This is a genomic window from Micromonospora sp. WMMD1219 (genome assembly GCF_049315215.1).
Lineage (GTDB): Bacteria > Actinomycetota > Actinomycetes > Mycobacteriales > Micromonosporaceae > Micromonospora > Micromonospora tulbaghiae.
In genome coordinates, this window is sequence record NZ_CP186057.1 from 5,187,581 (window position 1) to 5,214,085 (window position 26,505).

A 26,505-nucleotide genomic window follows, 5' to 3' on the forward strand; every position below is an offset into this window, starting at 1 on the left:
GTCACGCTAGTGGTGGCCGGCCGGTGCGGGCTTCTCGATTCCTGACCGGTCGGGTCGCCTGTTTGGTCAGGCACGGGGGTGGTTCGGCGGTGTCGGGTGCGTGGCGGGCGCGGTAGGCGCTGGGTGGTTCGCCGACGAGTTCGGTGAATCGGGTGCTGAAGGTGCCCAGGGACTGGCAGCCGACGGCGAAGCAGACATCGGTGACGCTGAGGTCACCGCGGCGCAGCAGGGCCATGGCGCGTTCGATGCGGCGGGTCATCAGGTACGCGTACGGGGATTCGCCGTAGGTCTGGCGGAACTGGCGGCTGAGGTGGCCGGCGGACATGTGCTCGCCGCGGGCGAGGGCTTCGACGTCGAGGGGTTTGGCGTACTCGCGGTCGATGCGGTCGCGGACGCGGCGCAGCCGGGTCAGGTCGCGCAGTCGTTGGGCGAATGCGGGGTCGTCGTTGGCCGGGTGCGGTGGCACGTCCGCATCTTGCCTGCTGGGCGGTGGTGTCGTCCACCTGTTCGAGCGGCGAGTCGCCGCCGGGTGCACCCGCGGCCCGGGCGCACCCGGCGGCGGTCAGCGCAGCCGGCGGGCGGTGAAGCGGGTGGGTGGGTCGGCGATGGCGTCCTGGGTGGCGACGAGTTGCAGTTCGCGGGTGCCGGCTTCGAGGGTCGCCTCGAGTACCGCGTAGATCGAGTTGGTGGTGCGTTCCAGCGCGGTCTGCGGTGAGCCGGTGGTGGCGAGGTGGGCGAGGTAGAGGGCGGCGGTGACGTCGCCGCCGCCGTTGGGGGCGATCGGCAGCAGCGGGGTGGTGACGGCCCAGGCGCCGTCGTCGGAGACGGCGACGACCTCCAGGTGGCCGGCGGGCAGGTCGCCGTGCAGGACGCTGGTGACCAGGACGTGCCGGGGGCCGGTGGCGCGGACGGCGTCGACGGCGGCGAGCAGGTCGTCGAGGGTGTCGGTGGTGCGGCCGGCGAGGAACTCCAGCTCGAACTGGTTGGGGGTGACGATGTCGGCGCGGGGGACGACGGTGTCGCGCAGGTATTCGGGGATGCCGGGGCGGACGAACATGCCGCGGCCGACGTCGCCCATGACCGGGTCGCAGCAGTACAGGGCGGCCGGGTTGGCGGCCTTGACGCGTGCGACGGCGTCGAGGATGACCGCGCCGACGGCGGGGTCGCCCTGGTAGCCGGAGAGGACGGCGTCGGCGGTGCCGAGCACGCCGCGGTCCTCGATCCCGGCGATGACGTCGGCGACGTCGGTGGGGGCGAGCAGCGGGCCGCGCCAGGCGCCGTAGCCGGTGTGGTTGGAGAAGTGCACGGTCAGGACCGGCCAGACCTCGTGTCGGAGGCGTTGCAGTGGGAACACGGCGGCGGAGTTGCCGACGTGGCCGTAGGCGACCGACGACTGGATGGACAGGATCTTCACCTGCTCATGGTCGCATCCCGGGCCGGGTGTGACGGGTGGTGGTGGCGTGATGACGGGTGGCTGCGGCGGTGACCGTTCGGCTCAGCGTTTCGACCGCCGGGCGCGGGGCGGGTTTGGGCGCAGCGTGCGGTGGGGGCATGAACGCGGGTGTTCTCGCCATCTAGACGGAGGAAGCAACGATGCTTTCCGCACTCGATCGTCGGCACACCGTCGCGCCGCCGGGGTACAGCCGCTGGCTGATCCCTCCGGCGGCGCTGGCGATCCATCTGTGCATCGGGCAGGTGTACGCCACGAGCGTGTACAAGAACTCCCTGATCGCGCACTTCGACACGGGGCAGACGGCGATCGGGGTGATCTTCAGCATCGCGATCGTGATGCTGGGGTTGTCGGCCGCGGTGGCCGGTACGTGGGTGGAGGCGAACGGGCCGCGTAAGGCGATGTTCGTCTCGGCGTGTTTCTGGGCGGCGGGGTTCCTGGTCGGGGCGCTGGGCATCGCGACCGGGCAGTTGTGGCTGCTGTATCTGGGGTACGGGGTGCTGGGCGGCATCGGTCTGGGGATCGGGTACATCTCCCCCGTCTCCACGTTGATCAAGTGGTTCCCGGACCGCCCGGGTCTGGCGACCGGGTTGGCGATCATGGGGTTCGGTGGTGGGGCGATGGTTGCCTCTCCCCTGTCCCGGCAGCTGCTGTCGTTCTACGACGCCGGTTACGACCCGTCCGACAGTGGTTCCACCGCGTCGGGGTCGGCGCTGGTGTGGTTGTTCGTGACGCTCGGCGTCGGCTACTTCGTGATCATGATGTTCGGGGTGTTCAACGTGCGGGTGCCGGCGCCGGGCTGGCGCCCGGCCGGGTTCGACCCGGCCCAGGTGGCCGAGAAGCCGCTGGTGACCACCGCGAACGTGTCGGCGGCCAACGCGGTCAGGACACGGTCGTTCTGGCTGCTGTGGGTGGTGCTGTTCTGCAACGTGACGGCGGGGATCGGCATCCTGGAGCAGGCCAGCCCGATGATCCAGGACTTCTTCCGCGACGGCGGCACGTCGGCGGTGTCGGTGGCGGCGGCCGGCGGGTTCGTGGGACTGCTGTCGCTGTTCAACATGGCGGGCCGGTTCGTGTGGTCGTCCACGTCGGATGTGATCGGCCGCAAGCCGATCTACGTGGTGTACCTGGGCGTGGGCATGGTGCTGTACCTGGTGCTGGCGCTGGTGGGGCAGACCTCGACGGCGTTGTTCGTGCTGCTGGCGTCCGTGATCCTGTCGTTCTACGGTGGCGGGTTCGCGACCATTCCGGCGTACCTGCGGGACCTGTTCGGCACGTTCGAGGTGGGCGCGATCCACGGCCGGCTGTTGACCGCGTGGTCGGCGGCGGGCGTGGCCGGGCCGCTGATCGTCAACGGGTTCCTCGACGCGCAGGGCGAGCCGGGCACGTTGACCGCGGCGGCGTACCGGCCGGCGCTGTTCACGATGGTCGGCCTGCTGGCGGTGGGGCTGGTGGCGAACCTGCTGGTACGGCCGGTGCCGCAGCGTTACCACGAGCCCGCGTCCGGGCGGGGCGAGACGGAGCAGGGACAGCCGGGGGCGACGGAGAGGAGCGGATCGTGAACGAGCACAGCGGTGGCGGGCAGCTGGTTCGCCTGGTGGTGTCGTGGCTGGTGGTGTCGGCGCTGCTGGGCTACGGCGTGGTGCAGACCGTGATCACGGCGGCGAAGCTGTTCACCCAGTAGGAGACGCGACGCGGCGGCCCGGGGGCGGCAACCCCCGGGCCGCCGTCAGGTCAGAGACCGCCGCCGACGCGCAGGACCGCGCCCGTGGTGTACGAGGCGTCCGCGCCGAGCAGGTGCGCGATCGCGCCGGCGACCTCCTCGGGTTCCCCCGCCCGGCCCATCGGGATCCGCCCGGCGGCGGTGTCGGGACGGTCGGGCACGCCGGAGCGGGCGTGGATCGTGGTGCGGATGATGCCGGGGGCGACGGCGTTGACGCGGATGCCGTGCGGCGCCAGTTCCTTCGCGAGCCCGACGGTGAGGGTGTCGGTGGCGGCCTTGACGGCGGCGTAGTGGATGTACTCCCCGGGTGAGCCGAGCGTCGCGGCCACGGAGGAGACGTTGACGATGGCGCCGCCGCGGGTGAGCCTCCGCGCCGCCTGCTGTGCGCACAGGACGTACCCGATGAGGTTGACGTCGACGACCTCGCGCAGGTCGTCGACGCGCAGGTCGGTGAACGGGCCGATCGGGCTGGTGACGCCGGCGTTGTTGACCAGGCCGGTGAGCGGGCCGAGCCGGTCGGCGGCGTCGAAGATGCGGCGTACCTGCTCGGGGTCGGTGGTGTCGGCGGCGACGGTGACCGCGCGGCGGCCGGCGGCGCGCACGTCGGCGGCCACCGCCTCGGCGGCCGCGTGGTCGGCGCGGTAGCCGATGACCAGGTCGTGGCCCTCGGTGGCGAGCCGGCGGGCGGTGGCCGCGCCGATGCCGCGCCCTCCCCCGGTGATGATGGTGACGGAGGTCAATGCCCTGCTCCCCTGCTCTGCGGTGGGGGCGACGTTACCGTGGGCGGGACCATCCGGGATGGAGAGGACTGTCACATGGGGCGCGCGTTGGTGCTGGGTGGTGGCGGGGTGACCGGGGTGGCCTGGGAGTTGGGTCTGCTGGCCGGGCTGGCCGGGCACGGCCTGCGGCTGGACGAGGCGGACCTGGTGGTGGGCACGTCGGCCGGGTCGGTGGTCGGGGCGCAGGTGCGCTCGGGTACGCCGCCGGCGCAGTTGTACGAGGCGCAGTTGCGGCCGCCCCGCGACGAGGTGCCGGCCCGGCTCGGGACGGGGGTGCTGTTGCGCTGGGCGTGGGCCGGCGGTCGGGGCCGGGACGCGGCGCGGGCCCGGGCGCGTATCGGCGCGATGGCGTTGTCGGCGCGTACCCCGTCGGAGCAGTCGCGGCGGGCGGTGATCGCGGCCCGGCTGCCGTCGCCGGACTGGCCGGCGGCGCGGCTGCTGGTCACCGCTGTGGACGCGGCCTCCGGCGAGTTCGTGGTGTTCGACGCCGACAGCGGGGTGCCGCTGGTGGACGCGGTCGGCGCCAGTTGCGCGGTGCCGGGGGTGTGGCCGCCGGTCACCGTCGGCGGCCGGCGCTTCGTCGACGGCGGGGTCCGCTCGCCGGTGAACGCGGATCTGGCGGCCGGCTGCGATCGGGTGGTGGTCCTGGCGCCGACGCGCGCGGCGGTGGGGCCGATGCCACGGCTGTCGGCGCAGGTGGCGGCGTTGCGGGAGGCGGGTGCGCGGGTGGCCGTGGTGTCGCCGGACCGGGCGGCGCGCACGGCGATCGGCCGCAACGTGCTGGACCCGGCGCGGCGGGCGGCGTCGGCGCGGGCCGGGTTCGCGCAGGCCGAGGCGGTGGCCGGCGAGGTGGCCGGGGTGTGGCGGTGACCGCAGCCGCTGTACGGATCAGGAGTCGCTGGTCAGGCGCGCCAGCCGCCGGTTGAGGTAGCGCTGTTCGGGCAGGCTGCCGGTGAGGCGGGCGGCCAGCTTGTAGTGCTCGGCGGCGGCGTGCGCGTCGCCGTCGAGTTCGAGCAGGTGGGCGCGGACGGCGTGCAGCCGGTGGTGACGGCGCATCGCCGGGTCGGCCAGCAGCGGTTCGAGCAGCGCCAGCCCGACGTCGGGGCCGTGCGCCATGGCCACGGCGACGGCCTGGTTGAGCGTGACGAACGGGCTGGGTGCGACCCGGCTCAGCCGTTGGGTCATGGTCCGGGCCGGCACCAGGTAGGCGGCGGCGATCTGTTCCACCCGCAGCCCCGCGACCGCGCGCAGGGTCAGCGCGACCTGCGAGGGGCGGCTCAGCGCCGGGTGGCAGCACAGGAACAGCAGCCGCAACGTGTCGTCGGCGCCGGTCACGGGCGTGTCGTCGTCGACGGGCGGTACGACGCCGGCGCCCGGTTCCCGGACCGCGTCGAGCCGCTCGCGGCGGGTCCGGGCCGCCTCGGCGCGCATCCGGTCGATCAGCCGCCGTGCGGCGACCTGGATGAGCCAGGCGCGGGGTTCGTCGGGGACGCCGGTGAGCGGCCACCGGGCGGCTGCGGCCTCCGCCGCGTCCTGGACGGCGTCCTCGCAGGCGTCGGGTTGCCCGTATCGGCGCAGCAGCGCGGCGCGGACGTGCGGCGCCTCCCGGCGCCACACGTCCGCGAGCGGCGTGGCGTTACTGATCGGACCCGCCCGGCCACATCGAGGGCCGCAGCTCGACGGTCTCCCCGGGGCCGGCGAACTTCGCGGCGACGGCCTCGGCGCGGGCCTGGTCCTCGACGTCGATGAGGAAGAAGCCGGCGAGGTGTTCCTTGGCCTCGGAGTACGGGCCGTCGGTCGCCAGCGGCGCGCCGTCGCTCCACCGGTAGAGCCGCGCGGTTCGGGGGTCGGCGAGCGCCTCGCCGACGACCAGCTCACCGTTGGCGTGCAGCTCGGTCATCACCTGCTCGAAGTCGGCGTTGAGCCGGTCGCGTACCTCGGCGGGCAGCTCCTGGTGGGCGGCGAGGTACTCCGAGGTGGGGTGCCCCCACGGCTCCGGGTTGGAGTGGATCATGATCACGTACTTCACTGTCTGTCCTTCGCGTCGTGCGGCGGTGTCTCCCCGCCGCTCGCCCGGTACGACGGAGCGGGATCGCCGATGTCTACATATCCTCGCCTCATGAGTGACGCGGTGGGTGTCGGTGACCTGGTCGAGGATTTCACGCTGCCGGACGAGACGGGCACGCCACGGCGCCTGTCGGAGTTCCTGGCCGCCGGTCCGGTGGTGCTGTTCTTCTACCCGGCGGCGATGACGCGGGGCTGCACGGCGGAGAGCTGCCACTTCCGGGACCTGGCGGCGGAGTTCGCGGCGGTCGGCGCGCAACGGGTGGGGATCAGCCGGGACCCGGTGCAGCGGCAGGCGGAGTTCTCCCGCCGGCACGGGCTCGGCTATCCGCTGCTGTCCGACGCCGACGGCGAGGTGGCACGGGCGTTCGGGGTGCGGCGGCGGCTGCCGCTGGGCGCGCTGAGCACCCGGCGGATGACGTTCGTGATCGGCACCGACCGGCGGGTGCTCGCCGTGGTGCACAGCGAGCTGAGCATGAACGAGCACGCCGACGCGGCGCTACGGGCCCTCGGGGGCTGATCATCGCGGTGTCGCAGCCGGCTGGTATCAAGGCTGCGTCAAACAGGTGTACGGAAGAGGGCGTGATGGCGGGTCAGGGTTTGTCCACTGACGAGGTTCAGGGAATCCGGGAGGCTCTTGCGGCTGGCCGCAAGCCCCGGGTGGTGTTCACCGAGGCGGCCGGGCAGATGGCCGGGCAGCTCGGGCAGGTGGTGGAGCTGACCGACCCGGCGGCGTCGGAGGAGTTCGTGGTGGTGCGGTTCGGCCGCGACGAACTGCCCTTCTCCCCCGCCGACGTGGCGATCGCCCCCAAGGGCGCCGGGCGGCGTCCGGCGGCCGAGGCGAAGCCGGAACCGGAGCAGGCGCCGGCCGCGCCGCCGGAGCCCGCGTTCGTGCTGGACACGCCGCGGGTGCCCGCGCCGCGACGGGAGGAGCCGAAGACCGAGCAGCCGCCGGCGGAGCCGAAGCCGGCGAAGCGAGCCGTGAAGGCCGCCAAGCCGAAGACCTCGCCGGGGCTGACCGTGACGCTCGCCTACGCCGAGGGCGAGTGGACGGTGGCCGCGCAGCAGGGCACGAAGGCACTGGCCCGGCCGTACGTGGTGAAGCCGGCCGAGGCGCTGCGGATGGTGGCGCTGGTCGACGTGCCCGGCGTGCAGGAGGCGGTGGAGCAGATCCTGGCCGCCGAGCGGGCCGAGGCCGAGCAGCAGGCGGAGAAGCTGCGCGCCGAGCTGGCCGAGATCGAGGCGCGGCTGGCGGAGCTGCGCGAGGCGCGCTGACCCCGTGACGCCCCGCGGGGCCGGTGCGACCCCCTCGCACCGGCCCCACGTCCCCTGCGCCCACAGGTCGATCAGTGTTGCGGAATGTTCTGTACCCCGATCCGGCGGCGGAACACCCAGTACGTCCAACCCTGGTACGCCAGCACGATCGGCGTGAACACCACTGCGACCCAGGTCATGATCTTCAAGGTGTACGGGGTGGACGCGGCGTTGGTGGCCGTCAGCGTGCCGGCCGCATCCAGGGTGGACGGCATCACGTTCGGGAACAGCGCGGCGAACAGCGTCGCCACGGCCAGCGCGATGGCCACCGCCGTACCGGTGAACGCCCAGCCCTCCCGGCGTACCCTGGCCGCGGCCAGACCGCCGAGCAGGGCGAGGGCGGCGCCGACGGCGAGCACGACGGCGGCGGCGCTGGAACGGATGGTCAGCGTCCAGCTCAGGAACGCCACGGCGGCCACGGCGGTGCCGACGCCGAGCTTGACGGCGAGGGCGCCGGCGCGCTCGCGGATGTCACCGGTGGTCTTCAGCGCCAGGAACACCGCGCCGTGGGTGAGGAACAGCCCCAGCGTGGTCAGGCCGCCGAGCAGCGCGTACGGGTTGAGCAGGTCGAACAGGCCGCCGACGTACTCGTGGTCGGCGTCCAGCGGCACGCCGCGGAAGATGTTGGCGAACGCCACGCCCCACAGCACGGCCGGGATCGCCGAGCCCCAGAAGATGGCCTGGTCCCAGCGGCGCTTCCAGGACGCCTCGGGCCGCTTGTGGCGGTACTCGAAGGCGACGCCGCGGGCGATCAGGGCCAGCAGGATGAGCAGCAGCGGCAGGTAGAAGCCGGAGAACAGGGTGGCGTACCACTCGGGGAAGGCGGCGAACATGGCGCCGCCGGCGGTGATCAGCCACACCTCGTTGCCGTCCCAGACCGGGCCGATGGTGTTGATCAGGACGCGGCGCTGCCGGTCGTCGCGGCCGAGCACCGGCAGCAGCATCCCGACGCCGAAGTCGAAGCCTTCGAGGATGAAGTAGCCGGTGAAGAGCACTGCTACGAGGAGAAACCAGACGGTCGTCAGTTCCACGGTTGGGCTCCGGGGTGTCAGTAGGCGAACGCCAGCGGGCGCTCGGCGTCGTCGGTGTCGTCGTCGTCGGTTTGCGGGGTGACGTCCGGTACGCCGGCGCGGGCGTAGCGGACCAGCAGCTTGAACTCGACCACCGCGAGGACGGCGTAGATGAGTGTGAACGCGGTGAAGGAGGTGAGCACCTCGGTCAGGGAGACGCTGCGGGACACGCCGTCACGGGTGAGCATCTCGCCGAAGACGATCCACGGCTGGCGGCCCATCTCGGTGAAGATCCAGCCGAAGGAGTTGGCCAGCAGCGGCAGGACGGGCATGACCAGGCCGGCGCGCAGCAGCCACTTGCTGGTGGGGGTGCGGCCCTTGCGCTGGCTCCACAGCACCAGCAGCGCGATCGCGGCGGCGGCCAGCCCGAAGGCGATCATGAACCGGAAGCTCCAGTAGGTGACCGGGATGATCGGGGCGTAGTTGCCGGGGCCGTACTGGCTGGCGTACTGGGCCTGGAGGTCGTTGATGCCCTGGACGGTGCCGTTGGGGTCGCCGGTGCCGAGGAACGACAGCAGGTACGGGATCTTGATGGCGAACAGCTCGCGGCTGCCGTCGAGGCTGCCGACCGTGAGCACGGAGAACGAGGCGGGGCTCTCGGTGGTGTAGAGGCCCTCGGCGGCGGCCATCTTCATCGGCTGCACGTCGGTCATGATCTTGCCCTGGATGTCGCCGGTGAGGACGACCAGCGCCGAGGAGAACAGGACGACCCAGGAGCCGAGCTTGGTGGCGAAGCGGTACGCGCCGGTGTCGGCGCTGTCGCGGTTGCGCATCACGTGCCACAGGCCGACGGTCACCATCAGCGACCCGGCGACCAGAAACGCGCCGGCCAGGGTGTGCGGGAAGGTGACCAGGGCGACCTTGTTGGTGAGCACGGCGACGAAGTCGGTCAGCTCGGCGCGGCCGCTCTCCGGGTTGATCCGGAAGCCGACCGGGTTCTGCATGAACGAGTTCGCGGCGAGGATGAAGTACGCCGACAGGTTGGTGCCGATCGCGGCGGCCCAGATCGCGGCCAGGTGCAGGCGCTTGGGCAGCCGGTCCCAGCCGAAGATCCACAGGCCGATGAAGGTGGATTCGAGGAAGAACGCGACCAGGGCCTCGATGGCCAGCGGTGCGCCGAAGATGTCGCCGACGAAGCGGGAGTAGTCGCTCCAGTTCATGCCGAACTGGAACTCCTGCACGATGCCGGTGACCACACCCATCGCGAAGTTGATCAGGAAGAGCTTGCCGTAGAACTTGGTGAGTTTGAGGTACCGCTCGTTGCCGGTGCGGTGCCACATGGTCTGGAGGATCGCCACCAGCACGGACAGGCCGATGGTCAACGGCACGAACAAGAAGTGGTAGACGGTGGTGACACCGAACTGCCAGCGGGCGACGTCCAACGCGTCCACCAGAAAACCCCCAGCTGTGCATACTACGAGACGTAGTAGATACTACTCGTCGTCGTAGAGAAAGCAGCAGGGCCGCAGGGCCCCACCCGGCCCGGGACCAATGACCCTGATCACCCTTGCCGGAGGACCTGCGGTCCCGGGCTCACCCGTGCCGGGCACCGGGGTCGCCCCGGCTCGTGCGACGATCCAGCACTGATGAACAGCACCCCCTGGCGCGCGCCGCTGCTGTGGCGGGGCGCGCAGACGCTCGCCCGCGCGGTCGTCGGGCTGGTCGGCCGGCTGGAGGTCACCGGCGACGTGCCCGACGCGCTGCGCCACGGCCCGCTGGTCCTGGCCGCGAACCACATCAGCCCGTTCGACCCGGTGGTGCTCGCCGCCGCCTGCCGGGTCCGGCGCGTCGCGCCCCGGATCATGGCGACCGGCGGGCTGTTCCGCGCCCCGGTGATCGGGGCGCTGATGCGCCGCGCCGGGCACATCCGCGTCGACCGCGGCACCGCAGCGGTGCACCGCTCGCTGGAGGTCGCCGCCCGGGCCGTGGCCGGCGGGTCGGTGGTGCTGGTCTACCCGGAGGGACGCATCGGGCTCGACCCGGGCATGTGGCCCGAGCGGGGCAAGACCGGCGCGGCCCGGCTCGCGTTCGCCAGCGGCGCCGCCGTCGTACCGGTGGCCCAGTGGGGCTCGCACGAGGTGCTGCCCTACCGGGCGCCCAGGGGAATGCTCGGCGCGGTGGCGCGGGCGGTCGCCCGCCGGCCCGTCATCCGGGTGCACTTCGGCGCCCCGGTGCCGCTGGACGACCTGCGGTCGGACTCCCCCGGCGCGGCCCGGCAGGCCACCGACCGGATCATCGACGCGATCACCGAGGATCTCGTGCCGCTGCGCCCCGACGAGCCCGATCGGCCCCGGCACGTCGACCCCGGCCGCCCGGTGGACGACAGTCGCGCGCACCGCCGCCGTACCGGCTGACGCATCCCGGGCCCGGTCGCGGGTATCAAGCCGCGCATCCCGTACGCGGAGAGGACCCGGCCATGACCGTTCGAGCACTCGTTCTCAACTGCACCCTGAAGCGCTCCCCGGCGACGTCCAGTTCACAGGTGCTCGGCCAGGAGGTGCTCGACGCGCTGGCCGAGCAGGGTGTCGACGGCGAGATCGTCCGGGTGGTCGACCACGACGTGCGCTTCGGGGTGTCCGTCGACGAGGGCGACGGCGACGGCTGGCCCGACATCCGCGCCAAGCTGCTCGCCGCCCAGATCCTGATCATCGCCACGCCGATCTGGCTCGGTCAGCCCTCGTCGGTGACCAAGATGGTCCTCGAACGGTTGGACGCCGAGCTGTCCGAGACCGACGAGCAGGGCCGCCTGCGCACCTACGGCAAGGTCGGCGGCGTGGCCGTGGTCGGCAACGAGGACGGCGCGCACCACACCATCGCCGAGGTGCAGCAGGCGCTCAACGAGGTGGGGTTCACCTGCCCGGCCGCCGGGGCCACGTACTGGGTCGGGGAGGCGCTGCACAAGACCGACTACGTCGACGCCCGCCCCAAGCCCGACACGACCGGCCGCACCACCGCCGCGCTGGCGCTCAACAGCGCCCACCTGGCCCGGCTGCTCGCGGAGCGGCCCTACCCGCCGCCCGGAACCCGCGACGCGGGCGTCGGCCCCAGCACTCAGCCCGGCTGACCCGGCCCCGACCCCGGCCGCGCTGGCCGCCTGCGCGCACCGCCGTCGATCTTGCAGTTGGTGCCCGGGCGAACCCGGCCAACCGCCCCCGACGAGGGCCGCAACCGCAAGATCGACGAGGTGAGGCGAGCGCGGGGCGGGGCGCGGGGGGTCAGGGGGTGGCGCGCAGGCGGTCGTCGAGGGCGGTCAGGTCGGGGACGAACCACACCTGGTCGTGCCGGTTCGACTCGGCCACCAGGGCGCGCAGCGCGCCGCTGCGCTCCAGATGCGCGGAGATGTCGCCGACGATCGCCAGGCGCAGCCGGTAGTTGACGAACTTCTGCATCACCTCACCGGCGAAGCGGGTGCCGAGCGTGAAGAAGTCGGGATCGAGCCGGTCGGCCGGCACCGCCACCACTGTCGCGCCGAGGAACGCCGCGCCGATCAGGTCCAGCGCGTCGCGTTCGGTGGCGATCGGCGGGCCGTCCGGGTCGCAGACCAGCACCGGCACGCCGGCGCGCTCCTGCATCAGGTCAGCCACGGCCGTGCTCCCCGCCGCCGAGCAGGCCGTTGCCGCCGTCGAGCACCCCGTCGAGCAGGCGCAGCAGGTCGGCGGTGGCGGTCAGGTCGCCCAGGATCACGATGGTCATGCGGTGCCGCTCCTCGTCGTGGACCGTCTGCACGCGCAGCGGACGGTCCGGGTCGTGGTGGGTGTTCACACCGGCCAGCACCAGCGTGCCGAGCCGGTCGGCGGCGGCCCGGTCGACGCCGTCGAGGCGCACGACGCTCGACACCTCCGCCCCCGGCGCCGAGGGCGACGCGGGCCGGCCGGTCAGCGCGTCCAGGTCCGCGCGGGCGATCCGGTACTGCTTGCCGATCCGCGTGGCCCGCAGCCGGCCGGAGCGGATGTAGCCGCGCACGGTGCGCACGTGCAGGCCGAGCAGGTCCGCGACCTGCTCCACCGAGTACATGTCGTTACTCATCGCACCCTATCCTAGCTATCTAAGGGAACGATAGGTAATTCCACCGCCCGGCCATGTGTGCGCCACCCACGCCGGGCATACTGCCCGCGTGCAGCCCCGTCACGGCTACCTCGACGCGCCCGCCCCGCTGGCGTTCGCCCACCGCGGCGGCGCGGCCGACGGCGACGAGAACACCGCCGCCGCGTTCGCCCGTGCCGTCGCCCTCGGCTACCGGTACGTGGAGACCGACGTGCACGCCACCGCCGACGGGGTACCGGTGGTCTTTCACGACCCGACGCTGCGCCGGGTCACCGGCGAGCCGGGCCGCATCGCGGACCTGCGGTGGGCCGACCTGTCCTCGGTACGCGTCGGCGGCGCCGCGCTGGTCCCCCGCCTGGACGAGGTGCTCGGCGCCTGGCCGCAGGTGCGGTTCAACATCGACGTGAAGTCCGACGGCGGCGTGGAACCCACAGTCGCCACTGTCACCCGGGCGGGCGCGGGCGAGCGGGTGCTGCTCGCCTCGTTCAGCGACGCCCGGCTGGCACGGCTGCGGGCACTGGCCGGGCCGAAGGCCGCCACCAGCCTCGGCATGCGCGGCGTGGCCCGGCTGCGGCTGGCCTCGCTGCACGGACGGCCGCTGCGGCTGCCCCCGTCCGTGGTCGCCGCGCAGGTGCCGGTCTCCTTCGGCCGGGTGCCGGTGGTGGACCGGCGGTTCCTCGCGTACTGCCACCGGATCGGGTTGCAGGTGCACGTCTGGACGATCGACGAACCCGCCCAGATGCACCACTTACTTGATCTTGGTGTGGATGGCATCATGACCGATCACGTCAGCGTGCTCCGTGACGTCTATCGCAGTCGCGGCCACTGGGCCGCCTGAGCCCCCGAGGACGACCCCCGATGGCCGATACGGTCACCCCCGCCGTCGCCGACCCCGCCGGACCGGGCAGCACCCGCCGCGAGCGCACCGGCTGGTACTTCTACGACTGGGCGAACTCCGCGTTCCAGACCACAGTCATCACGGTCTTCCTCGGGCCGTTCCTGACCACCGTCACCGAACTCGCCGCCGGCTGCGAACTGGGCGCGGACAGCTGCGACGGAGCCGTGTACCCGCTGGGCGTCAAGGTGGCCGCCGGCTCGTTCTACCCGTACCTGATCTCGCTGTCGGTCTTCCTCACCGTGTTCGTGCTGCCGGTGATCGGCGCGATCGCCGACCGGTCGGCGCACAAGAAGCGGCTGCTCGCCGGCGCGGCGTTCACCGGCGCCGGCGCGACCATCGCGTTCGCGTTCGTCACCGGCGAGCGCTACCTGCTCGGCGGCGCGCTGTTCCTGATCGCGAACATCTCCTTCGGCGCCGCCGTGGTCGTCTACAACTCGTTCCTGCCGCAACTCGGCGGCCCGGACGAGCGCGACGGCATCTCCAGTCGCGGCTGGGCCATCGGCTACCTCGGCGGCGGTCTGCTGCTCGCGCTGAACCTGGTCGCGGTCACCATGCTCAGCCAGGAGGGCAACGCCCAGCGCACGCTGGACCTGGCCCGCTGGTCGATCGTGTCGGCCGGCGTGTGGTGGGCCGCGTTCACCCTGGTCCCGCTGCGCTGGCTGCGCGAACACCCCACCGCCGCGGCCCTGCAGGCGGGCGGCAACGTGCTCACCGACGGGTTCCGGCAGCTCGGGCGCACCCTGCGCGAGATCAAGGCGTACCCGCTGACGCTGTACTTCCTGCTCGCGTTCCTGGTCTTCAACGACGGCATCCAGACCGTCATCACCCTGGCCAGCCAGTACGGCACCGAGGAACTGCGGCTGGAGCAGAGCACGCTGATCGTGACCATCCTGCTGGTGCAGTTCCTCGCCTTCGGCGGCGCGCTCGCCCTCGGCGCGCTCGCCAAGCGCATCGGCGCCTGGAAGACCGTGCTGCTGTCGCTGGTGCTCTGGACCGGTGTGATCATCGCCGCGTTCCGGCTGCCGGCCGAGGCGCCCGTGCCGTTCATGATCCTCGGCGGCTGCATCGGCCTGGTGCTCGGCGGCAGCCAGGCGCTGAGCCGGTCGCTGTTCAGCCAGCTCATCCCCGCCGGCAAGGAGGGCGAGTACTACGGCTTCTACGAGATCAGCGACAAGGGCACGAGCTGGCTCGGCCCGCTGGCGTTCGGCCTGGTCTTCCAGCTGACCTCGTCGTACCGGGTCGGCCTGGTGTCGCTGCTGATCTTCTTCGTGGTCGGCTTCGCGCTGCTGGCCGCCGTGCCGATGCGCCGGGCCATCATCGCCGCCGGCAACACCCCGCCCCGGGTGCTCTGACCCCCGGAGCCCCGACCTGTGGATCATCGCGGGCCGGATCAGGCGGCGTCGATGGACTAGGCTGCCCCGACGTGACCGACGACGCCGCCCCGACCTGCCTGGCCCGCCCCCTGCCGGGGCCCGGCGACGACCGAGCCTCCGGCTGCGCCGCCGCCCGCGGCGTCGACGGCCGGCCGCTGCACGCCGCCGCGCTCAAGTTCTTCTGGGGGCCGATGGACTGCGGCAAGTCCACCATGGCGTTGCAGATGAACCACAACCACGCCCGGCAGGGCCGCCGCGGCCTGGTCACCACCCGCATCGACCGCTCGCTGGGCCCGCAGGTCACCACCCGCATCGGCCTGGCCCACGAGGCCGTCGAGGTCACCGACGACCTCGACCTGCGCGTCCTGGTCCGCGACGCGTGGGCCGAGGGGGTACGGGTGGACTACCTGATCTGCGACGAGGCCTCGTTCTACAACCTCGAACACATCGAGCAGATGGCCGAGCTGGTCGACCGGTTCGACGTCGACGTCTACGCCTTCGGCCTGGCCACCGACTTCCGCTCCTGCCTGTTCCCGGCCGCGCAGCGGCTGTTCGAGCTGGCCGACGAGGTGGCCCGCATCCAGGTCGAGGTGCTGTGCTGGTGCGGCCGGGAAGGGCTGCTCAACGCCCGTGTGGTCGGCGGCCGGGTGGTCCGCGAGGGCGCGCAGGTCGTCATCGGCGACACCGTGGACACCGCCGACGTGCGCTACCAGGTGCTGTGCCGGCGCCACTACCGCTCGGGCGACCTCGGCCCGCGTGCCTGAGCCTCAGAAGGGATCCCCGCAGACCCGCCACGACCCGCCCTCCGGCACGACCGGCAACTCACGTTCCTCGCTGCCACCGCCGTCGCGGTTGATCCGCACGATCACCGTCCCCGTCGGCTTGCCGGACCGGGTCGCCACCGACACGTCGACGATCTCGTAGCCGCTCACCTGGGGCGGGGTCCGCACCCAGCTCCCGAAGCCGGTACGGCTCCACTTGCCGCGGGCCTCGGCGCACAGCCGCTCGTACGCCGCGTCGGTGTCGCCGGCCGCGACGTCGCGGAAGAACCCGTCGGCGGTCTCCCGCACGGGCCCGTCGGCCTGGAGCACCACCTGCGCGTTCCACGCCGCCAGCCCGGCCACCCCGATCAGGCAGGTGCCCACGCCGAGACCGGCGATCAGCACGCCCGCGCGTAGCGGCCGGCGACGCCGGGCCGTGTGGTGCCACTCCCGCTGCCTGCCCATCACTGTCGACGGTAGGCAACCGGACGGTGACGCGCAGCCGGTTGCGACGCGCGCTCGTACCGGACAGCAAATGGCGGGCATCGGCGGCAGACTGTCCGCATGACAGCTCACGCCGACATCGCCATGATCAGTATCGACAGCTCCGACCCGGCCGCGCACGCCGCCTTCTACGCCAAGGCGCTGGGGTGGGAGATAACCCACAGCGAGGCCGAGTACGCCATGATCGTCAAGGACGGTCCGGCGATCGGGTTCGGCCTGGTGCCCGGGTACACGCCGCCGGCATGGCCGGACGAGAGCGGCGACAAGCGTTACCACCTCGACCTCTACGTCGACGACGTGGCGGTCGCGGAGAAGGACCTGGTGGCGGCCGGCGCGACCCGGCCCGAGTTCCAGCCCGGCGGCGAGCGGTGGACCGTGCTGATCGACCCGATCGGGCAGCCGTTCTGCCTCTGCCCCCGCCCGCAGGGCTGACCGGTCAGCGCAGCGGGCCGCAGTGCTCCGCGGCCCGCTGCGCGGCTGGTGGCGGTCAGCCGCGGCGGCGGGCCCGGGCCGCCCAGATCGCGTACGCCGGATCGCGGTCCAGGTTGTGCCGGTCCCGGTCGTAGCGGCGGGTGGTACGCGGATCGGCGTGCCCCATCGCGTCCTGTACGTCCTCCAGCGGCACCCCCTCCGAGCGCGCCGTGGTGGCGAACGCGTGGCGCAGCGAGTGCGGCGACAACTTCGCCCACGCGGCGATCCCGGCCCGCTGCGCGAGGCGGCGCACCAGCCGGAACACGGCGTGCCGGTCCATCCGGCCGCCGGTGGCGGTGATCAGCAGTGGACCGGTCAGCTCCGGCACGGTGACACCCTGCGCGGCGGCCCGGGCGGCCAGGTAGGCGTCGACCGCGTACGCGGTGCCTGGGGTGAGCGCGCGCCGGCGTACCTTGCCGCCCTTGCCGACGAAGCGGACGCTGCGGTGACCGCGTTCCGTGCCCAGGTCGGACACGTCGAGCGCGACCAGTTCCCCGACCCGCAGCCCCAGGTCGGCCAGCAGCGCGACGGCGGCCTGGTTGCGGGCGGCGGCCGGGCCGGTGTCGGCCTCGGCGGCGGCGATCAGCGCGTCGACCTCGTCGGGGGTGAGGCCGACGGTGGCGGAGTGGTCCCGGTCGACGCGCGGCCGGTCCGCCGCCGACACCGGGTTGGCGGGCACCGCGCCCAGCTTGACGAGGAAGTCGTACCAGCTCGACAGCGCGGACAGCCGGCGCGCGACGGTGGCCGGGGTGAGCGGGCGGCCGGCGCGGCCGCGGGGTGTGGACTCCAGTTCGCGGCCGTAGGTGTTGACGTCGAGGAAGGTGGCCCGCAGCGGGTCGACGGCGTGCTCGGCGCACCAGGTCAGCCAGCCGGTGACGTCGCGGCGGTACGCGTCGCGGGTGTGCTCGGACAGCCGCCGGTTGCGCAGCCACGCCTCGGTGACGTCGGCCGGGCCGGCGGGCAGGGCGGCGGGGCGGGCGCGGGGCAGCACCTCGGGGCGAAGCATGTGAGAAAGGTTCTCAGCCGGCGGGGGGTTTGGCGACGAGGCGCGCTGATCCGCCGGTACGACGAAGCGGGGTCGGCCGGTGGCCCGGCCTCCCCCGCGTGTCGGTGTGACGTGCTCAGGCGGTGGTGAGCTGACGCCGGCCGTTGCCCTCGGCGGGCGTGCTCACGGTGATCCGGCGCGGCTTGGCGCGCTCAGCGATCGGGATGCGCAGCGTCAGCACCCCGTTGTCGTAGCCGGCCTCCAGCCGGTCGGTGTCGAGCGTGTCGCCCAGGAACAGCTGCCGGGTGAACGTGCCCATCGGACGCTCGGCGGCGACCAGCTCGACGTTCTCACCGGTGGGACGGCGGCGCTCGGCGCGGACGGTCAGCACGTTGCGCTCGACGGTGCAGTCGATGCTGTCCGGGTCCACGCCGGGCAGGTCGAACGCCGCGTAGAAGTGGTCACCGTCGCGGTACGCGTCCAGGTGCATCACGGCGGGCCGGGCGGTGGTGCCGAAGAACTGCTCGGCGATCCGGTCGATCTCGCGGAACGGGTCGGTACGCATCAACATGGCTCTTGCCTCCTCGGTTCTCCTGGCCCAAGGTCTCAAGTTGAGTCCGGGTGACTCAAGTTCCTGGTTCTGTTTTAGCGCGCCTCCGCCGCGTCGTCAACCCGGCCCGCGAGCGCCTTCTCGAACCAGTGCTGCGCGTACGGACCGCTGCTGAAGGCGGGGATCTCCCGGTAGCCGTGCCGGGCGTACAGGGCACGCGCCTCGACCAGGTCGGAGCGGGTGTCCAGCCGGATCCGCGTCGCCCCGCCGCCGGCCGCGTACGCCTCGATCGCCGTGATCAGCGCCGCCCCGCCCCCGGCGCCCCGGTGCTCCGGGCGCACGTACACCCGGGTCAGTTCGGCCCAGCCCGGCTGCCACCTGAGCCCGGCGCACCCGGCGAGCCGGCCGTCGCGGCGGGCCAGCACCAGCAGCCCGGTCGGCGGGGCCAGGTCGTCGCTCGGGTCCTCGGTGAGCGCGGCGTCCACCTCACCGGGCCGCTCCGGACGGCCGTACCAGCGGCGCACCATCTCCGCCATGTACTCGCGCAACATCAGCGTCGCGTCCGGTTCGTCCGGGCGCGCGGCCCGCGTGCTCCAGCCGGTCACGGGCCGGTCCGCCAGTAGACGCCCTGCTCGCGGGTGAGCAGCATGTCGTCGATCAGGTAGCGGCGCAGCGTCACGTGGTCTGCCTCGCCGCCCTCGCACCATCGGCGCAGCGCGTCGTTCACCTCCCGCTCCGGGTAGCGCCGCCCGGGTTCGAAGCTGCGTTCGGTGATGTGTTCCAGCAGCACCCGGCGGCGCCCTCGCTGCGCGGGCAGCCGGGTCAGCGCGCCGTCGCGCAGGAACGTGCGCAGGATCGCCTCGCGCGGGTTCGCGGCCGGGACCGCCGGGGACGCCGCACCGGCGCGGGCGAACTCGCGCAGCCGCTCGGCGTCGACCCGCAGCCCGCCCTCGTCGTCGGCGAGCACCCCGGCGTCGGTGAGGCGGCGGACGGCCACTGCGGCGTCGCGGGCGGGCAGGCCGGTGCGGGCCACCACGGCCGGCACGTCCCGGGCGCCGAGCACGATCGCGGCGAACACGGTCCGGCGGCGCTCGTCGGCGAGCGCCCCGGCGAGGGCATGAGCGGTCATGGCGGGCAGCCTGTCAGCAACCCGCCGGATCCGGCCAGGCGTTTTCGTGCCGCACCCGGCCCGCGCCGACGGCCGTGCGGTTCACGGCGCCGGCCTGCGCGGGCTCCGACGCCGAGCAACGCCGACCGGCGAGCCCGCAGGTGAGGCGGGTCAGGCGGCGAAGTCCACGTCGGCGGCGTCGACGGTGCCTGCGGTGCGCCCCGGCGCGGTCTGGAACCGCCAGTAGAGGTTGGTGTGGGCGATCACCTGCGCGGGCGGCGGCGCGCCGTAGGCGGACAGGTCCTCGGTGGTGTGCGCGTCGGCGACGAGCGTGGCGTCGTAGCCGCGGGTGAACGCGCCGTGCAGCGTCGAGCTGACGCACGCGTCGGTCTGCGCGCCGGTCACGACCAGCCGGCCCACCCGCGCGGTGGCGAGCACCGGCTCCAGGTCGGTGTCCTCGAAGGAGTCGCCGTAGGCCTTGTGCACCAGCGGCTCGTCGTCGCGTGGCGTCAACTCGGGCACGATCCGCCACTGCTCGCTGTCGGCCGGCAGGTCGTCGCTGCGGTGCTGCACCCACACCACCGGAACGTCGGCGGCGCGGGCCCGGTCGACCAGGCCGGCGATGGTGGCGACGACCCGGTCGCGGTCGTGGGCGCCGCGCACCACGCCGTTCTGCACGTCGATGACGAGCAGCGCGGTGCGCGGGCGGTCGGTGAGCGTGGTCATGGCGGCTCCTCGGGTGGTGACGGTCCAGGTCAACCTAGCCCCGGCCCCCGACAGTTCCGGTTCGCGCTCACAGCCGCCGGTGCATGACGTGCAGCCCCACCCGTCCCCGCGCCGGGTGCGCGAACGACTCCGGCACGGTGCCGATCACGCTGAAGCCGAGCCGCCGGTACAGCTCCACGGCCGCCGTGTTGGTCTCCACCACGGCGTTGAACTGCATCGCGGCGAAACCGTGCCGGCGGGCCCAGTCCAGCGCCTCCTCGCACAGCGCCCGGCCCACACCCCGGCCGCGGGCGTGCGCCGCGACCATGAAACTGGCCGTCGCCACGTGCGACCCCGGCCCGGGCCGGTTCGGGCCCATCTTCGCGGTGCCGCGCACCGCGCCGTCGTGGTCCACCGCGACCGAGGTACGCCCCGGCGGGCGCTCCACCCACACCTCCCGCAACGTCTCCGGCGGCCAGTCCGGGTCGTACGGGAAGGTGTCGGCGGCGGTGACGACGTCGGCGAGGATCGGCCCGACCTGGTCCCAGTCGGCGTCGGTGTAGTCACGAATCAGCATCGGCGCGCACGCTAGCCGCCGCCCCGGCCGTCCGGCCACCGGTTTCCGTCCACCCGGCCGAGGGCGGCGGGGCATCGGCGGACCACCGGCCGGGGCCATCATGGACAGGTGGCCGAATCAGTCGCCGACGTCGATCGGAGCGAGGCCGCCGCGCCCGGTGGCCCGCCGCCCGCCGGTCCGCGTACCGCAGTGCCCCTGGCGGTCGGCGCGGTCCTCACCGCGGTGCTGCTGTCGCTCGCCGGCCGCTACGGCTACCACCGCGACGAGCTGTACTTCCTGCTGTGCGGGCGGCACCTCGACTGGGGCTACGTCGACCAGGGGCCGCTCGTGCCGGCGCTGGCGCGGCTGGCCGACACGATCGCGCCGGGCAACCTGGTGGTGCTGCGTACCCCGTCGGCGTTCATCGGCGGCGCGGCGGTGGTCCTGGTCGCCGCGATCGCCCGGCAGTTCGGCGCCGGCCGCGCCGCCCAGACGGCGGCGGCGGTGCTCGCCGCCGCCTCGGGCATCGTCCTGGCCGGGGGCCACCTGCTCAGCACCACGAGCGTCGACCTGCTGGTGTGGCTGGCCGCCGCGCTCTGCGTGGTACGGATGCTGCGCACCGGCGACACCCGGTGGGCGCTCGGTGCCGGGCTCGCGCTCGGCACCGGCCTGCTCAACAAGCCGCTGCCCGCCCTGCTCGGCGTGGGCCTGGTCGCCGGTGTGCTGATCGCCGGGCCGCGCCGGCTGCTGTGCGACCGGTGGGTGCTCGCGGGAGCGGGCGTCGCCCTGCTGCTCGCCGTGCCGTACGCGGCGTGGCAGGCAGCGCACGGCTTCCCGCAGCTCGACGTCGCCGCGTCGATCGCCGGCGGCGACAGCTCCTACAGCGGCCGGATCGACGCGGTGGTGCTCCAGTTCCTGATCATCAGCCCGTTCGCGGTTCCGGTGTGGGTCGCCGGGCTGGTCGCGCTGCTGCGCCGGCCGTCCTGGGCGGCGTACCGGTCGCTGGCCTGGGCGTGGCTGGCGGTGGTCGCGATCGTGGTGGTGGCCGGCGGCAAGGGCTACTACGACGCGCCGCTGCTGCTGGTGCTCACCGCCGCCGGGGTGGTGCCGGCCGTCGAGTGGGCGCGGCGTGGTGCGGCCCGGGCCCGGCAGGCGCTGCTGGTCACCGCCGCCGTGCTGATGGCCGCGAGCAGCGCGGTGCTGCTGCTGCCCACGCTGCCGGCCGACCGGCTGCCCGGGTTCGTGGTCGCGGCCAACTACGACGCGGGCGAGACCATTGGCTGGCCCGAGTTCGCCGACTCGGTGGCCGCCGTGCACCGCGCGCTGCCGCCGGCCGAGCGCGACCGGGCGGTGGTGCTGACCGGCAACTACGGCGAGGCCGGCGCGCTGGCCCGGTACGGGCCGGCCCGGGGACTGCCCCGCGCGTACTCCGGGCACAACAGCATGGCCACGTTCGGCCGGCCGCCCGACGACGCCGACGTGGTGATCGTCGTCGGCTGGTCCCGGCCGGAGCCGTTGCGTGCCTGGTTCACCGAGGTCACCGAGGCGGGCCGGGTCGACCAGCGGGTCGACGTCGACAACGACGAGAACGGCGAGCCGATCTTCCTCGCCCGGGGCCTGCGGCGTCCGTGGTCACAGATCTGGGACACCGAGGTACGCCACGGCTCCTGAGATAATTGCCGCCATGCTCTGGGGAGTCAGCGGGCCGATCTTCCTCCTCGACTACCTCGGCGCGGTCGCCGTGGCAGTCGTGATCGCCGTGGCGGTACGCGAACTGACCGGCCGCCGTACCCGCGGTGCGACACCCGACCGGGTCGAGCTGGCGTACCTGACCGACCGGGCGCTGCTGGCCTGCCAGGTCGGGGTGGCCGCGCTGCGCCGCGCAGGCGGGGTCGACGTCGGCGAACTCGCCACCCTGCACGCGCAGGGACCGCCCCCGGCCGGCTCGCCCGCGCTGGTGCGCGCCCTGCACTCCGCGCTGCGCCGCCCGCAGACCTGGGCGGCGGTGCTCGCCGACCCGGCGGTGGGCCGGGCGCTGCGCCGTACGGTCGGGCGGCTGGTCCGCGACGGCTGGCTGCTCACCCCCGGGCAGCGGCGGCGGATCGCGCTGGGCACGGTGCCGTTGTTCGCGGTCGCCGCGGTCGGTTTGACCCGGCTCGTGGACAGCGCTGTCGAGGGGCGCTCGGCGGGCGGTCCGGCGTCGGTCGCCGGGCTGCTGTTGTGCTGCCTGGCCACCGCGCTCGGTGGCTGGTGGCTGACCGAGGTGCCGGAGACCGGCGCCGCCGCCCGCGCGCTGCTGCGACGGCTGCGCCGCGAGCACGCCGACCTCGACCCCGAGCGCCGCCCGGTCTGGCAGGGCCGGGACACCGACACGCTGCTCACCGGAATGGCCCTGTTCGGCCCCCGTCCCCTGCTCGCGGTGGACCCGGCGTTCGCCGTGCAGGTGGGCGTCGACCCGGAACGGGACCGTCCTCGCCCCGACCGCAAACCCGCCCGCCGCTGACCGAACCCCCCATTTCGCGTCGATCATGAGGTTGACGGTGTCCGGCGCCCCGGTTTGTCCGGTACAACTTCATGATCGACCCGGACGGGGCAGGCCCGCCGGTTTCCTTGTCTTGGGGGCCGGGAAGGCTCGGGCATGGCCGAGACATTCGTGAGCGAAGACCTGAAGACACTGCAGGCGATTGCGCGCGGGGCCGGCATACAGGAGGTCGACCGCCTGTCGCCGGACCAACTGGTCGAGGCGCTACGCCGCGCCGGGGTGACGAACGGTACGCAGGACCAGTGGCCGCCCCAGCCGATCGAGGACCCGGCGCACCTGGCCGGGCTGCCCCGCAGCTCGCTGACGCAGGGCGACGAGAGCACCGGCGGCCGGGCCGCCGAGGAGGCGATCGGCGCCATGCCCGGCGAGTCCGGCACCGAGATCAACGACCGCACCGAACGCTGACCGTACGGGAGAAAGGGGCCGCCCCCGGTGCTCCCGGGGGCGGCCCGTCACGCTCGACCGGACGCGGTCAGTGCATGCCGGCTGCTGCCGCCTCCTCGCGGGCCCGGCGCTCGTCTCCGCTGAGCGTGTTCAGCGGCTTCTCCTTGATGAACAGCACGACGATCAGGGCGAGCAGCGCGAACGGCGCGCCGATGAGGAACATCTCCGACGTGGCGATGCCGTAGACGTCCTGCACGATCCGCAGCACCGGTTCCGGCAGGGCGGACAGGTCCGGCACCTCGGCCGATCCGCCGCCGGTCGCGATCGGGCCCAGCCGCTCGACGGTCAGCGAGGTCACCCGGTTCGCCAGGACCGCGCCGAGCGCGCTCACGCCGACCGCGCCGCCCATGCTGCGGAAGAACGTCAGCACCGAGGTGGCCGCGCCGAGTTCCGCGGCCGGTACGTCGTTCTGCGCGGCCAGCACCAGGTTCTGCAGGAGCATGCCGACGCCGACACCCAGCACCGCCATGTACACCGACAGCATCGGCACGCTCGTGTTCGCGTCGATGGTGCTCAGCAGCAGCATGCCGACCGTCATCACCGCGGCGCCGGCGACCAGGAACATCTTCCATCGGCCGTACTTGGTGATCAGCTGGCCGGCCACCGTCGAGGAGACCAGCAGGCCGAGGACCATCGGCAGGCTCATCAGGCCGGCCGCCGTCGGCGACTTGCCGAGCGAGGTCTGGAAGTACTGCGACAGGAAGACGGTGCCGCCGAACATCGCCACGCCCACGAGGATGCTCGCGATCGTGGTGAGGCTGACGGTGCGGTTGCGGAAGATGCCGAGCGGGATGATCGGCTCCTCGGTGCGGGACTCGACGAACACGGCGAGCGCGAGCAGCGCCAGCCCGCCGCCGACCAGCAGCGCGGTCCAGCCGGACGCCCAGTCGAACTTGTTGCCGGCCAGCGACGACCAGATCAGCAGCGTGGACACGCCCGAGGTGATCAGCAGGGCGCCGAGCCAGTCGATGCGGACCTTGCGGCGTACCACAGGCAGGTGCAGCGTCTTCTGCAGCAGCGCGATGGACAGCAGGCTGAACGGCACGCCGATCAGGAAGCACCAGCGCCACCCGAGCCAGGACGTGTCGACCAGGACGCCACCGATCAGCGGGCCGGCGATGGTGCCGACACCGAAGACGGCGCCGAAGATTCCGGCGTACCGGCCCAGCTCACGCGGCGGAATCATGGCCGCCATGACGATCGTGGCGAGCGCGGTCATGCCGCCCGCGCCAATGCCCTGGATGACCCGGCTGAACAGCAGCACCTCGACGTTCGGGGTGAAGCCGGCGACCAGCGAGCCGACCACGAACAGGCCGAGAGACAACTGGATCAGCAGCTTCTTGCTGTAGAGGTCGGCCATCTTGCCCCACAGCGGCACCGTCGCGGTCATCGCCAGCAGCTCGCTGGTGACGATCCAGGTGTAGACGGTCTGACTGCCGTCGAGGTCGGCGATGATCCGGGGCAGCGCGTTCGCCACCACCGTCGAGGCGAGGATCGCCACGAACATGCCGACCATCAGGCCGGACAACGCCTGGAGGACCTCCCGGCGTGACATCCGCGTACCCGTCTCGGCGGGCGGAACAGTGGCGGTGGTCATCGAACTCCTTGTCGTGTGCGCAGGCGAGCGGCCGTGCGCGGGCGGGAGGGGTCAGTACGGGTCGGGCAGGCCGGCGGCGACGGCGGCGAACGCCTCGGCGGTCAGTTCGCGCAGCGTCGCCGTGCCGGGTCGCTCGACCCACTGCATGAGGGCCGTGCGGAAGACCGCGCCGGCGACTGTGGTGACGAGCGTCGGGTGGCCGTGGCACGGGCCGAGCCCCAGCCGGGTGGCCACCGCCGCGACGATCACCTGCTCGGTCTCGGCGTTGCCGCTGATCAGGCGCGGAAGAAGCGACGGGTTCGCCGCGATCACCCGCAGGCGCAGCAGCCACACGTCCCGATCTGCCTCGATGGCCTCGACCACGTCGTCGAAGGCCTGCCGCAGCGCGTCGAACGCGGACAGCTCCGGCGGGGCGGCGACGATGCGGGCGGCAAGCACCTCGCGGTCGGTCGGCTGGTCGCCGAGCAGCGCCTCGTCCTTGCTGGGGAAGTAGTTGAAGAAGGTGCGGGCCGACACGTCGGCGGCCTCGCTGATCTCCTCCACCGTCACCTGGTCCAGGCCGCGTTCGGCGACCAGGCGCAGCGCGGCGGCGCTGAGGGCGGCGCGGGTCTGGCGCTTCTTGCGGTCACGCAGGCCGGGGCGGCCCTGATCCGGGGTCACGCGCCGACTCTACGAGTGATCTTGCAGACAGTGCAAACTTTTAGTGAGTGAAGTGACGGGCGCCCCATGGCAGCGGCGCCGGAAAACGGGTTGAGAGCGGTTCCGGACGTCCCGTACGTTTCCCGCACTCCTGCCGCAGCGAAGAAGGACGATTTCGCGTGACCCCTCCTGCTCTCTAGAACCTGACACGTTCCCCACGCCTGTAGCCGGCCGTTGCGCGCCGGCTCCCCGGGCTGCCCTCGCGCGCCCGGCCACAGCGTCCGAGGCCGCGCGTAATCGGCCTCGCGTCAGGTCTTCAGAGATCAGGTCTCCATGTCATCCCAACCGCATATCGTGCTGCCCTGGGTCGTGCGCCGGACCCGCCTTCCGCTGCTGTCGCTGCGCTGCGCCGTCTGCCGGGCCGAGTCGGCCACCGCCGCCAAGGGCCGGTTCCGCGTCAACGCCAACGGCAAGCTGCTGGACGTGTGGCTGCTCGTCCGGTGCGTGTCCTGCGACCGCACCGTCAAGCTCACCGTCCGGGAGCGGGCGACCGTCAGTTCGTTCGATCCCACCGAGCTGCACGGCCACCAGCTCAACGACCCCGCCCTGGTGGCTGCCACACTGCTGGATCCGGCGTTCGCCCGGCGCTGCCGCTTCACCCTGGACTGGACGGACGCGTGGACGCTCGATGCGCCCACGGTGCCGCTGGACCGGTGGCCCGTCCAGGTGGACGTCACCTTCGCCGACCCGGTGCCGGTACGCCCGGACCGGCTCATCGCCCGCCGGTTCGGGCTCACCCGGTCCGAGGTGCTGCGCCGGGTCAAGTGCGACATTCCGCTGAAGCGTCCGACGAGCTCCGCCTTCACCTTCACGGTGCTGGCGGAGGACTGACCGGGGCGTGGTCGCGGCGGCCGGGTGCCGCCGCGAC

The 26,505-nt window shown here is 73.1% G+C and carries 33 protein-coding genes; 15 read left to right on the forward strand and 18 right to left on the reverse strand.

Annotated elements, in window-relative coordinates; all coding sequences use genetic code 11:
* Position 1: 1 nt before the first annotated feature.
* Together ACN27C_RS24205 and pdxY are read right to left on the reverse strand one after the other, a co-directional pair.
* Positions 2 to 466 carry a helix-turn-helix transcriptional regulator gene (locus ACN27C_RS24205; protein ID WP_121684696.1) on the reverse strand — a complete coding sequence of 155 codons (465 nt, stop codon included), beginning with the start codon at positions 464 to 466 and terminating at the stop codon, positions 2 to 4.
* Positions 467 to 562: 96 nt separating this feature from the next.
* Positions 563 to 1,414, reverse strand: coding sequence for a pyridoxal kinase PdxY (gene pdxY / locus ACN27C_RS24210; protein ID WP_120569886.1), 852 nt, complete (start codon positions 1,412 to 1,414; stop codon positions 563 to 565).
* A 179-nt stretch (positions 1,415 to 1,593) separates the two neighbouring features.
* Here pdxY and ACN27C_RS24215 point away from each other — a divergent pair, with 179 nt between their 5' ends.
* The gene (locus ACN27C_RS24215) at positions 1,594 to 3,012 is read left to right on the forward strand and encodes an OFA family MFS transporter (protein ID WP_120569887.1); all 1,419 of its coding nucleotides are present in this window, start codon (positions 1,594 to 1,596) and stop codon (positions 3,010 to 3,012) included.
* A complete protein-coding gene (locus ACN27C_RS24220; RefSeq protein ID WP_255419521.1) occupies positions 3,009 to 3,134 on the forward strand; it encodes an MFS transporter small subunit in 126 nt (41 codons plus the stop codon). Before ACN27C_RS24215 ends, ACN27C_RS24220 begins: the two co-directional genes overlap by 4 nt.
* 50 nt (positions 3,135 to 3,184) lie before the next feature.
* Here the strand turns inward: ACN27C_RS24220 and ACN27C_RS24225 are convergent, their stop codons facing one another.
* Positions 3,185 to 3,913 carry an SDR family NAD(P)-dependent oxidoreductase gene (locus ACN27C_RS24225; RefSeq protein ID WP_120569888.1) on the reverse strand — a complete coding sequence of 243 codons (729 nt, stop codon included), beginning with the start codon at positions 3,911 to 3,913 and terminating at the stop codon, positions 3,185 to 3,187.
* A 75-nt stretch (positions 3,914 to 3,988) separates the two neighbouring features.
* Between ACN27C_RS24225 and ACN27C_RS24230 the strand changes: the two genes are divergently transcribed.
* Entirely contained in the window at positions 3,989 to 4,822 is an 834-nt protein-coding gene (locus tag ACN27C_RS24230) for a patatin-like phospholipase family protein (protein WP_252453301.1), read from the forward strand.
* Between the two features lie 18 nt (positions 4,823 to 4,840).
* On the opposite strand, the gene ACN27C_RS24235 is transcribed toward ACN27C_RS24230, so the two are convergent.
* Together ACN27C_RS24235 and ACN27C_RS24240 are read right to left on the reverse strand one after the other, a co-directional pair.
* Complete coding sequence (locus ACN27C_RS24235) at positions 4,841 to 5,569, reverse strand: sigma factor (protein ID WP_422748350.1); 729 nt, start codon at positions 5,567 to 5,569, stop codon at positions 4,841 to 4,843.
* 19 nt (positions 5,570 to 5,588) lie between these two features.
* Positions 5,589 to 5,981: a YciI family protein gene (locus ACN27C_RS24240; protein ID WP_355511719.1), complete on the reverse strand. Its 393-nt coding sequence runs from the start codon at positions 5,979 to 5,981 to the stop codon at positions 5,589 to 5,591.
* A gap of 90 nt (positions 5,982 to 6,071) precedes the next feature.
* On the opposite strand from ACN27C_RS24240, the gene ACN27C_RS24245 reads away from it, so the two are divergent.
* On the forward strand, positions 6,072 to 6,536 hold the full coding sequence (locus ACN27C_RS24245; protein ID WP_256487405.1) for a peroxiredoxin: 465 nt from the start codon (positions 6,072 to 6,074) through the stop codon (positions 6,534 to 6,536).
* Between the two features lie 65 nt (positions 6,537 to 6,601).
* Positions 6,602 to 7,291 carry a hypothetical protein gene (locus tag ACN27C_RS24250; protein ID WP_422748353.1) on the forward strand — a complete coding sequence of 230 codons (690 nt, stop codon included), beginning with the start codon at positions 6,602 to 6,604 and terminating at the stop codon, positions 7,289 to 7,291.
* A 71-nt stretch (positions 7,292 to 7,362) separates the two neighbouring features.
* On the opposite strand, the gene cydB is transcribed toward ACN27C_RS24250, so the two are convergent.
* Both cydB and ACN27C_RS24260 read right to left on the reverse strand, forming a co-directional pair.
* A complete protein-coding gene (cydB, locus tag ACN27C_RS24255) occupies positions 7,363 to 8,361 on the reverse strand; it encodes a cytochrome d ubiquinol oxidase subunit II (protein WP_121684271.1) in 999 nt (332 codons plus the stop codon).
* Positions 8,362 to 8,378: 17 nt separating this feature from the next.
* Complete coding sequence (locus ACN27C_RS24260) at positions 8,379 to 9,791, reverse strand: cytochrome ubiquinol oxidase subunit I (protein WP_252453295.1); 1,413 nt, start codon at positions 9,789 to 9,791, stop codon at positions 8,379 to 8,381.
* 195 nt (positions 9,792 to 9,986) lie between these two features.
* Between ACN27C_RS24260 and ACN27C_RS24265 the strand changes: the two genes are divergently transcribed.
* Entirely contained in the window at positions 9,987 to 10,754 is a 768-nt protein-coding gene (locus ACN27C_RS24265) for a lysophospholipid acyltransferase family protein (protein WP_121684272.1), read from the forward strand.
* Positions 10,755 to 10,816: 62 nt separating this feature from the next.
* Positions 10,817 to 11,464 carry a flavodoxin family protein gene (locus ACN27C_RS24270; protein WP_422748356.1) on the forward strand — a complete coding sequence of 216 codons (648 nt, stop codon included), beginning with the start codon at positions 10,817 to 10,819 and terminating at the stop codon, positions 11,462 to 11,464.
* A gap of 151 nt (positions 11,465 to 11,615) precedes the next feature.
* Here the strand turns inward: ACN27C_RS24270 and ACN27C_RS24275 are convergent, their stop codons facing one another.
* Together ACN27C_RS24275 and ACN27C_RS24280 are read right to left on the reverse strand one after the other, a co-directional pair.
* A complete protein-coding gene (locus ACN27C_RS24275; RefSeq protein ID WP_252453289.1) occupies positions 11,616 to 11,984 on the reverse strand; it encodes a DUF4180 domain-containing protein in 369 nt (122 codons plus the stop codon).
* Entirely contained in the window at positions 11,977 to 12,426 is a 450-nt protein-coding gene (locus ACN27C_RS24280) for a helix-turn-helix domain-containing protein (RefSeq protein WP_233585525.1), read from the reverse strand. Before ACN27C_RS24280 ends, ACN27C_RS24275 begins: the two co-directional genes overlap by 8 nt.
* Before the next feature lie 88 nt (positions 12,427 to 12,514).
* Here ACN27C_RS24280 and ACN27C_RS24285 point away from each other — a divergent pair, with 88 nt between their 5' ends.
* From ACN27C_RS24285 to ACN27C_RS24295, 3 genes are all read left to right on the forward strand, one after another.
* Positions 12,515 to 13,282 (forward strand): glycerophosphodiester phosphodiesterase family protein, encoded by a 768-nt coding sequence (locus ACN27C_RS24285; RefSeq protein ID WP_120569900.1) that lies wholly within the window; start codon positions 12,515 to 12,517, stop codon positions 13,280 to 13,282.
* 20 nt (positions 13,283 to 13,302) lie between these two features.
* Entirely contained in the window at positions 13,303 to 14,694 is a 1,392-nt protein-coding gene (locus ACN27C_RS24290; RefSeq protein WP_422748359.1) for an MFS transporter, read from the forward strand.
* 98 nt (positions 14,695 to 14,792) lie between these two features.
* Positions 14,793 to 15,479: a thymidine kinase gene (locus ACN27C_RS24295; protein WP_374669042.1), complete on the forward strand. Its 687-nt coding sequence runs from the start codon at positions 14,793 to 14,795 to the stop codon at positions 15,477 to 15,479.
* A 3-nt stretch (positions 15,480 to 15,482) separates the two neighbouring features.
* Here ACN27C_RS24295 and ACN27C_RS24300 read toward each other — a convergent pair whose 3' ends face one another.
* Positions 15,483 to 15,941 carry a hypothetical protein gene (locus tag ACN27C_RS24300; RefSeq protein WP_120569903.1) on the reverse strand — a complete coding sequence of 153 codons (459 nt, stop codon included), beginning with the start codon at positions 15,939 to 15,941 and terminating at the stop codon, positions 15,483 to 15,485.
* Between the two features lie 99 nt (positions 15,942 to 16,040).
* On the opposite strand from ACN27C_RS24300, the gene ACN27C_RS24305 reads away from it, so the two are divergent.
* Complete coding sequence (locus ACN27C_RS24305; protein WP_120569904.1) at positions 16,041 to 16,412, forward strand: VOC family protein; 372 nt, start codon at positions 16,041 to 16,043, stop codon at positions 16,410 to 16,412.
* Between the two features lie 55 nt (positions 16,413 to 16,467).
* On the opposite strand, the gene ACN27C_RS24310 is transcribed toward ACN27C_RS24305, so the two are convergent.
* From ACN27C_RS24310 to ACN27C_RS24335, 6 genes are all read right to left on the reverse strand, one after another.
* Positions 16,468 to 17,457 (reverse strand): tyrosine-type recombinase/integrase, encoded by a 990-nt coding sequence (locus ACN27C_RS24310; RefSeq protein WP_357236592.1) that lies wholly within the window; start codon positions 17,455 to 17,457, stop codon positions 16,468 to 16,470.
* A gap of 115 nt (positions 17,458 to 17,572) precedes the next feature.
* On the reverse strand, positions 17,573 to 18,007 hold the full coding sequence (locus ACN27C_RS24315; protein ID WP_121683763.1) for an Hsp20/alpha crystallin family protein: 435 nt from the start codon (positions 18,005 to 18,007) through the stop codon (positions 17,573 to 17,575).
* Between the two features lie 74 nt (positions 18,008 to 18,081).
* Positions 18,082 to 18,591: a GNAT family N-acetyltransferase gene (locus tag ACN27C_RS24320; protein WP_422748363.1), complete on the reverse strand. Its 510-nt coding sequence runs from the start codon at positions 18,589 to 18,591 to the stop codon at positions 18,082 to 18,084.
* Complete coding sequence (locus tag ACN27C_RS24325; protein ID WP_422748364.1) at positions 18,588 to 19,115, reverse strand: DUF2087 domain-containing protein; 528 nt, start codon at positions 19,113 to 19,115, stop codon at positions 18,588 to 18,590. Before ACN27C_RS24325 ends, ACN27C_RS24320 begins: the two co-directional genes overlap by 4 nt.
* A gap of 150 nt (positions 19,116 to 19,265) precedes the next feature.
* The gene (locus ACN27C_RS24330) at positions 19,266 to 19,820 is read right to left on the reverse strand and encodes an isochorismatase family protein (protein ID WP_422748365.1); all 555 of its coding nucleotides are present in this window, start codon (positions 19,818 to 19,820) and stop codon (positions 19,266 to 19,268) included.
* Positions 19,821 to 19,887: 67 nt separating this feature from the next.
* On the reverse strand, positions 19,888 to 20,376 hold the full coding sequence (locus ACN27C_RS24335) for a GNAT family N-acetyltransferase (RefSeq protein ID WP_120569909.1): 489 nt from the start codon (positions 20,374 to 20,376) through the stop codon (positions 19,888 to 19,890).
* Positions 20,377 to 20,484: 108 nt separating this feature from the next.
* Between ACN27C_RS24335 and ACN27C_RS24340 the strand changes: the two genes are divergently transcribed.
* The 3 genes from ACN27C_RS24340 to ACN27C_RS24350 all read left to right on the forward strand — a co-directional run bounded on the left by ACN27C_RS24340 (position 20,485) and on the right by ACN27C_RS24350 (position 23,302).
* Complete coding sequence (locus ACN27C_RS24340) at positions 20,485 to 22,026, forward strand: ArnT family glycosyltransferase (protein WP_422748367.1); 1,542 nt, start codon at positions 20,485 to 20,487, stop codon at positions 22,024 to 22,026.
* Positions 22,027 to 22,039: 13 nt separating this feature from the next.
* Complete coding sequence (locus ACN27C_RS24345) at positions 22,040 to 22,858, forward strand: TIGR04222 domain-containing membrane protein (RefSeq protein ID WP_194802547.1); 819 nt, start codon at positions 22,040 to 22,042, stop codon at positions 22,856 to 22,858.
* Positions 22,859 to 22,993: 135 nt separating this feature from the next.
* Positions 22,994 to 23,302: a hypothetical protein gene (locus ACN27C_RS24350; protein ID WP_194802546.1), complete on the forward strand. Its 309-nt coding sequence runs from the start codon at positions 22,994 to 22,996 to the stop codon at positions 23,300 to 23,302.
* A 67-nt stretch (positions 23,303 to 23,369) separates the two neighbouring features.
* Here ACN27C_RS24350 and ACN27C_RS24355 read toward each other — a convergent pair whose 3' ends face one another.
* Together ACN27C_RS24355 and ACN27C_RS24360 are read right to left on the reverse strand one after the other, a co-directional pair.
* Complete coding sequence (locus ACN27C_RS24355) at positions 23,370 to 24,938, reverse strand: MDR family MFS transporter (RefSeq protein ID WP_194802545.1); 1,569 nt, start codon at positions 24,936 to 24,938, stop codon at positions 23,370 to 23,372.
* A 51-nt stretch (positions 24,939 to 24,989) separates the two neighbouring features.
* The gene (locus ACN27C_RS24360) at positions 24,990 to 25,598 is read right to left on the reverse strand and encodes a TetR family transcriptional regulator (RefSeq protein WP_422748371.1); all 609 of its coding nucleotides are present in this window, start codon (positions 25,596 to 25,598) and stop codon (positions 24,990 to 24,992) included.
* A 333-nt stretch (positions 25,599 to 25,931) separates the two neighbouring features.
* On the opposite strand from ACN27C_RS24360, the gene ACN27C_RS24365 reads away from it, so the two are divergent.
* Complete coding sequence (locus ACN27C_RS24365; RefSeq protein WP_281601074.1) at positions 25,932 to 26,468, forward strand: DUF1062 domain-containing protein; 537 nt, start codon at positions 25,932 to 25,934, stop codon at positions 26,466 to 26,468.
* Positions 26,469 to 26,505: the final 37 nt, after the last annotated feature.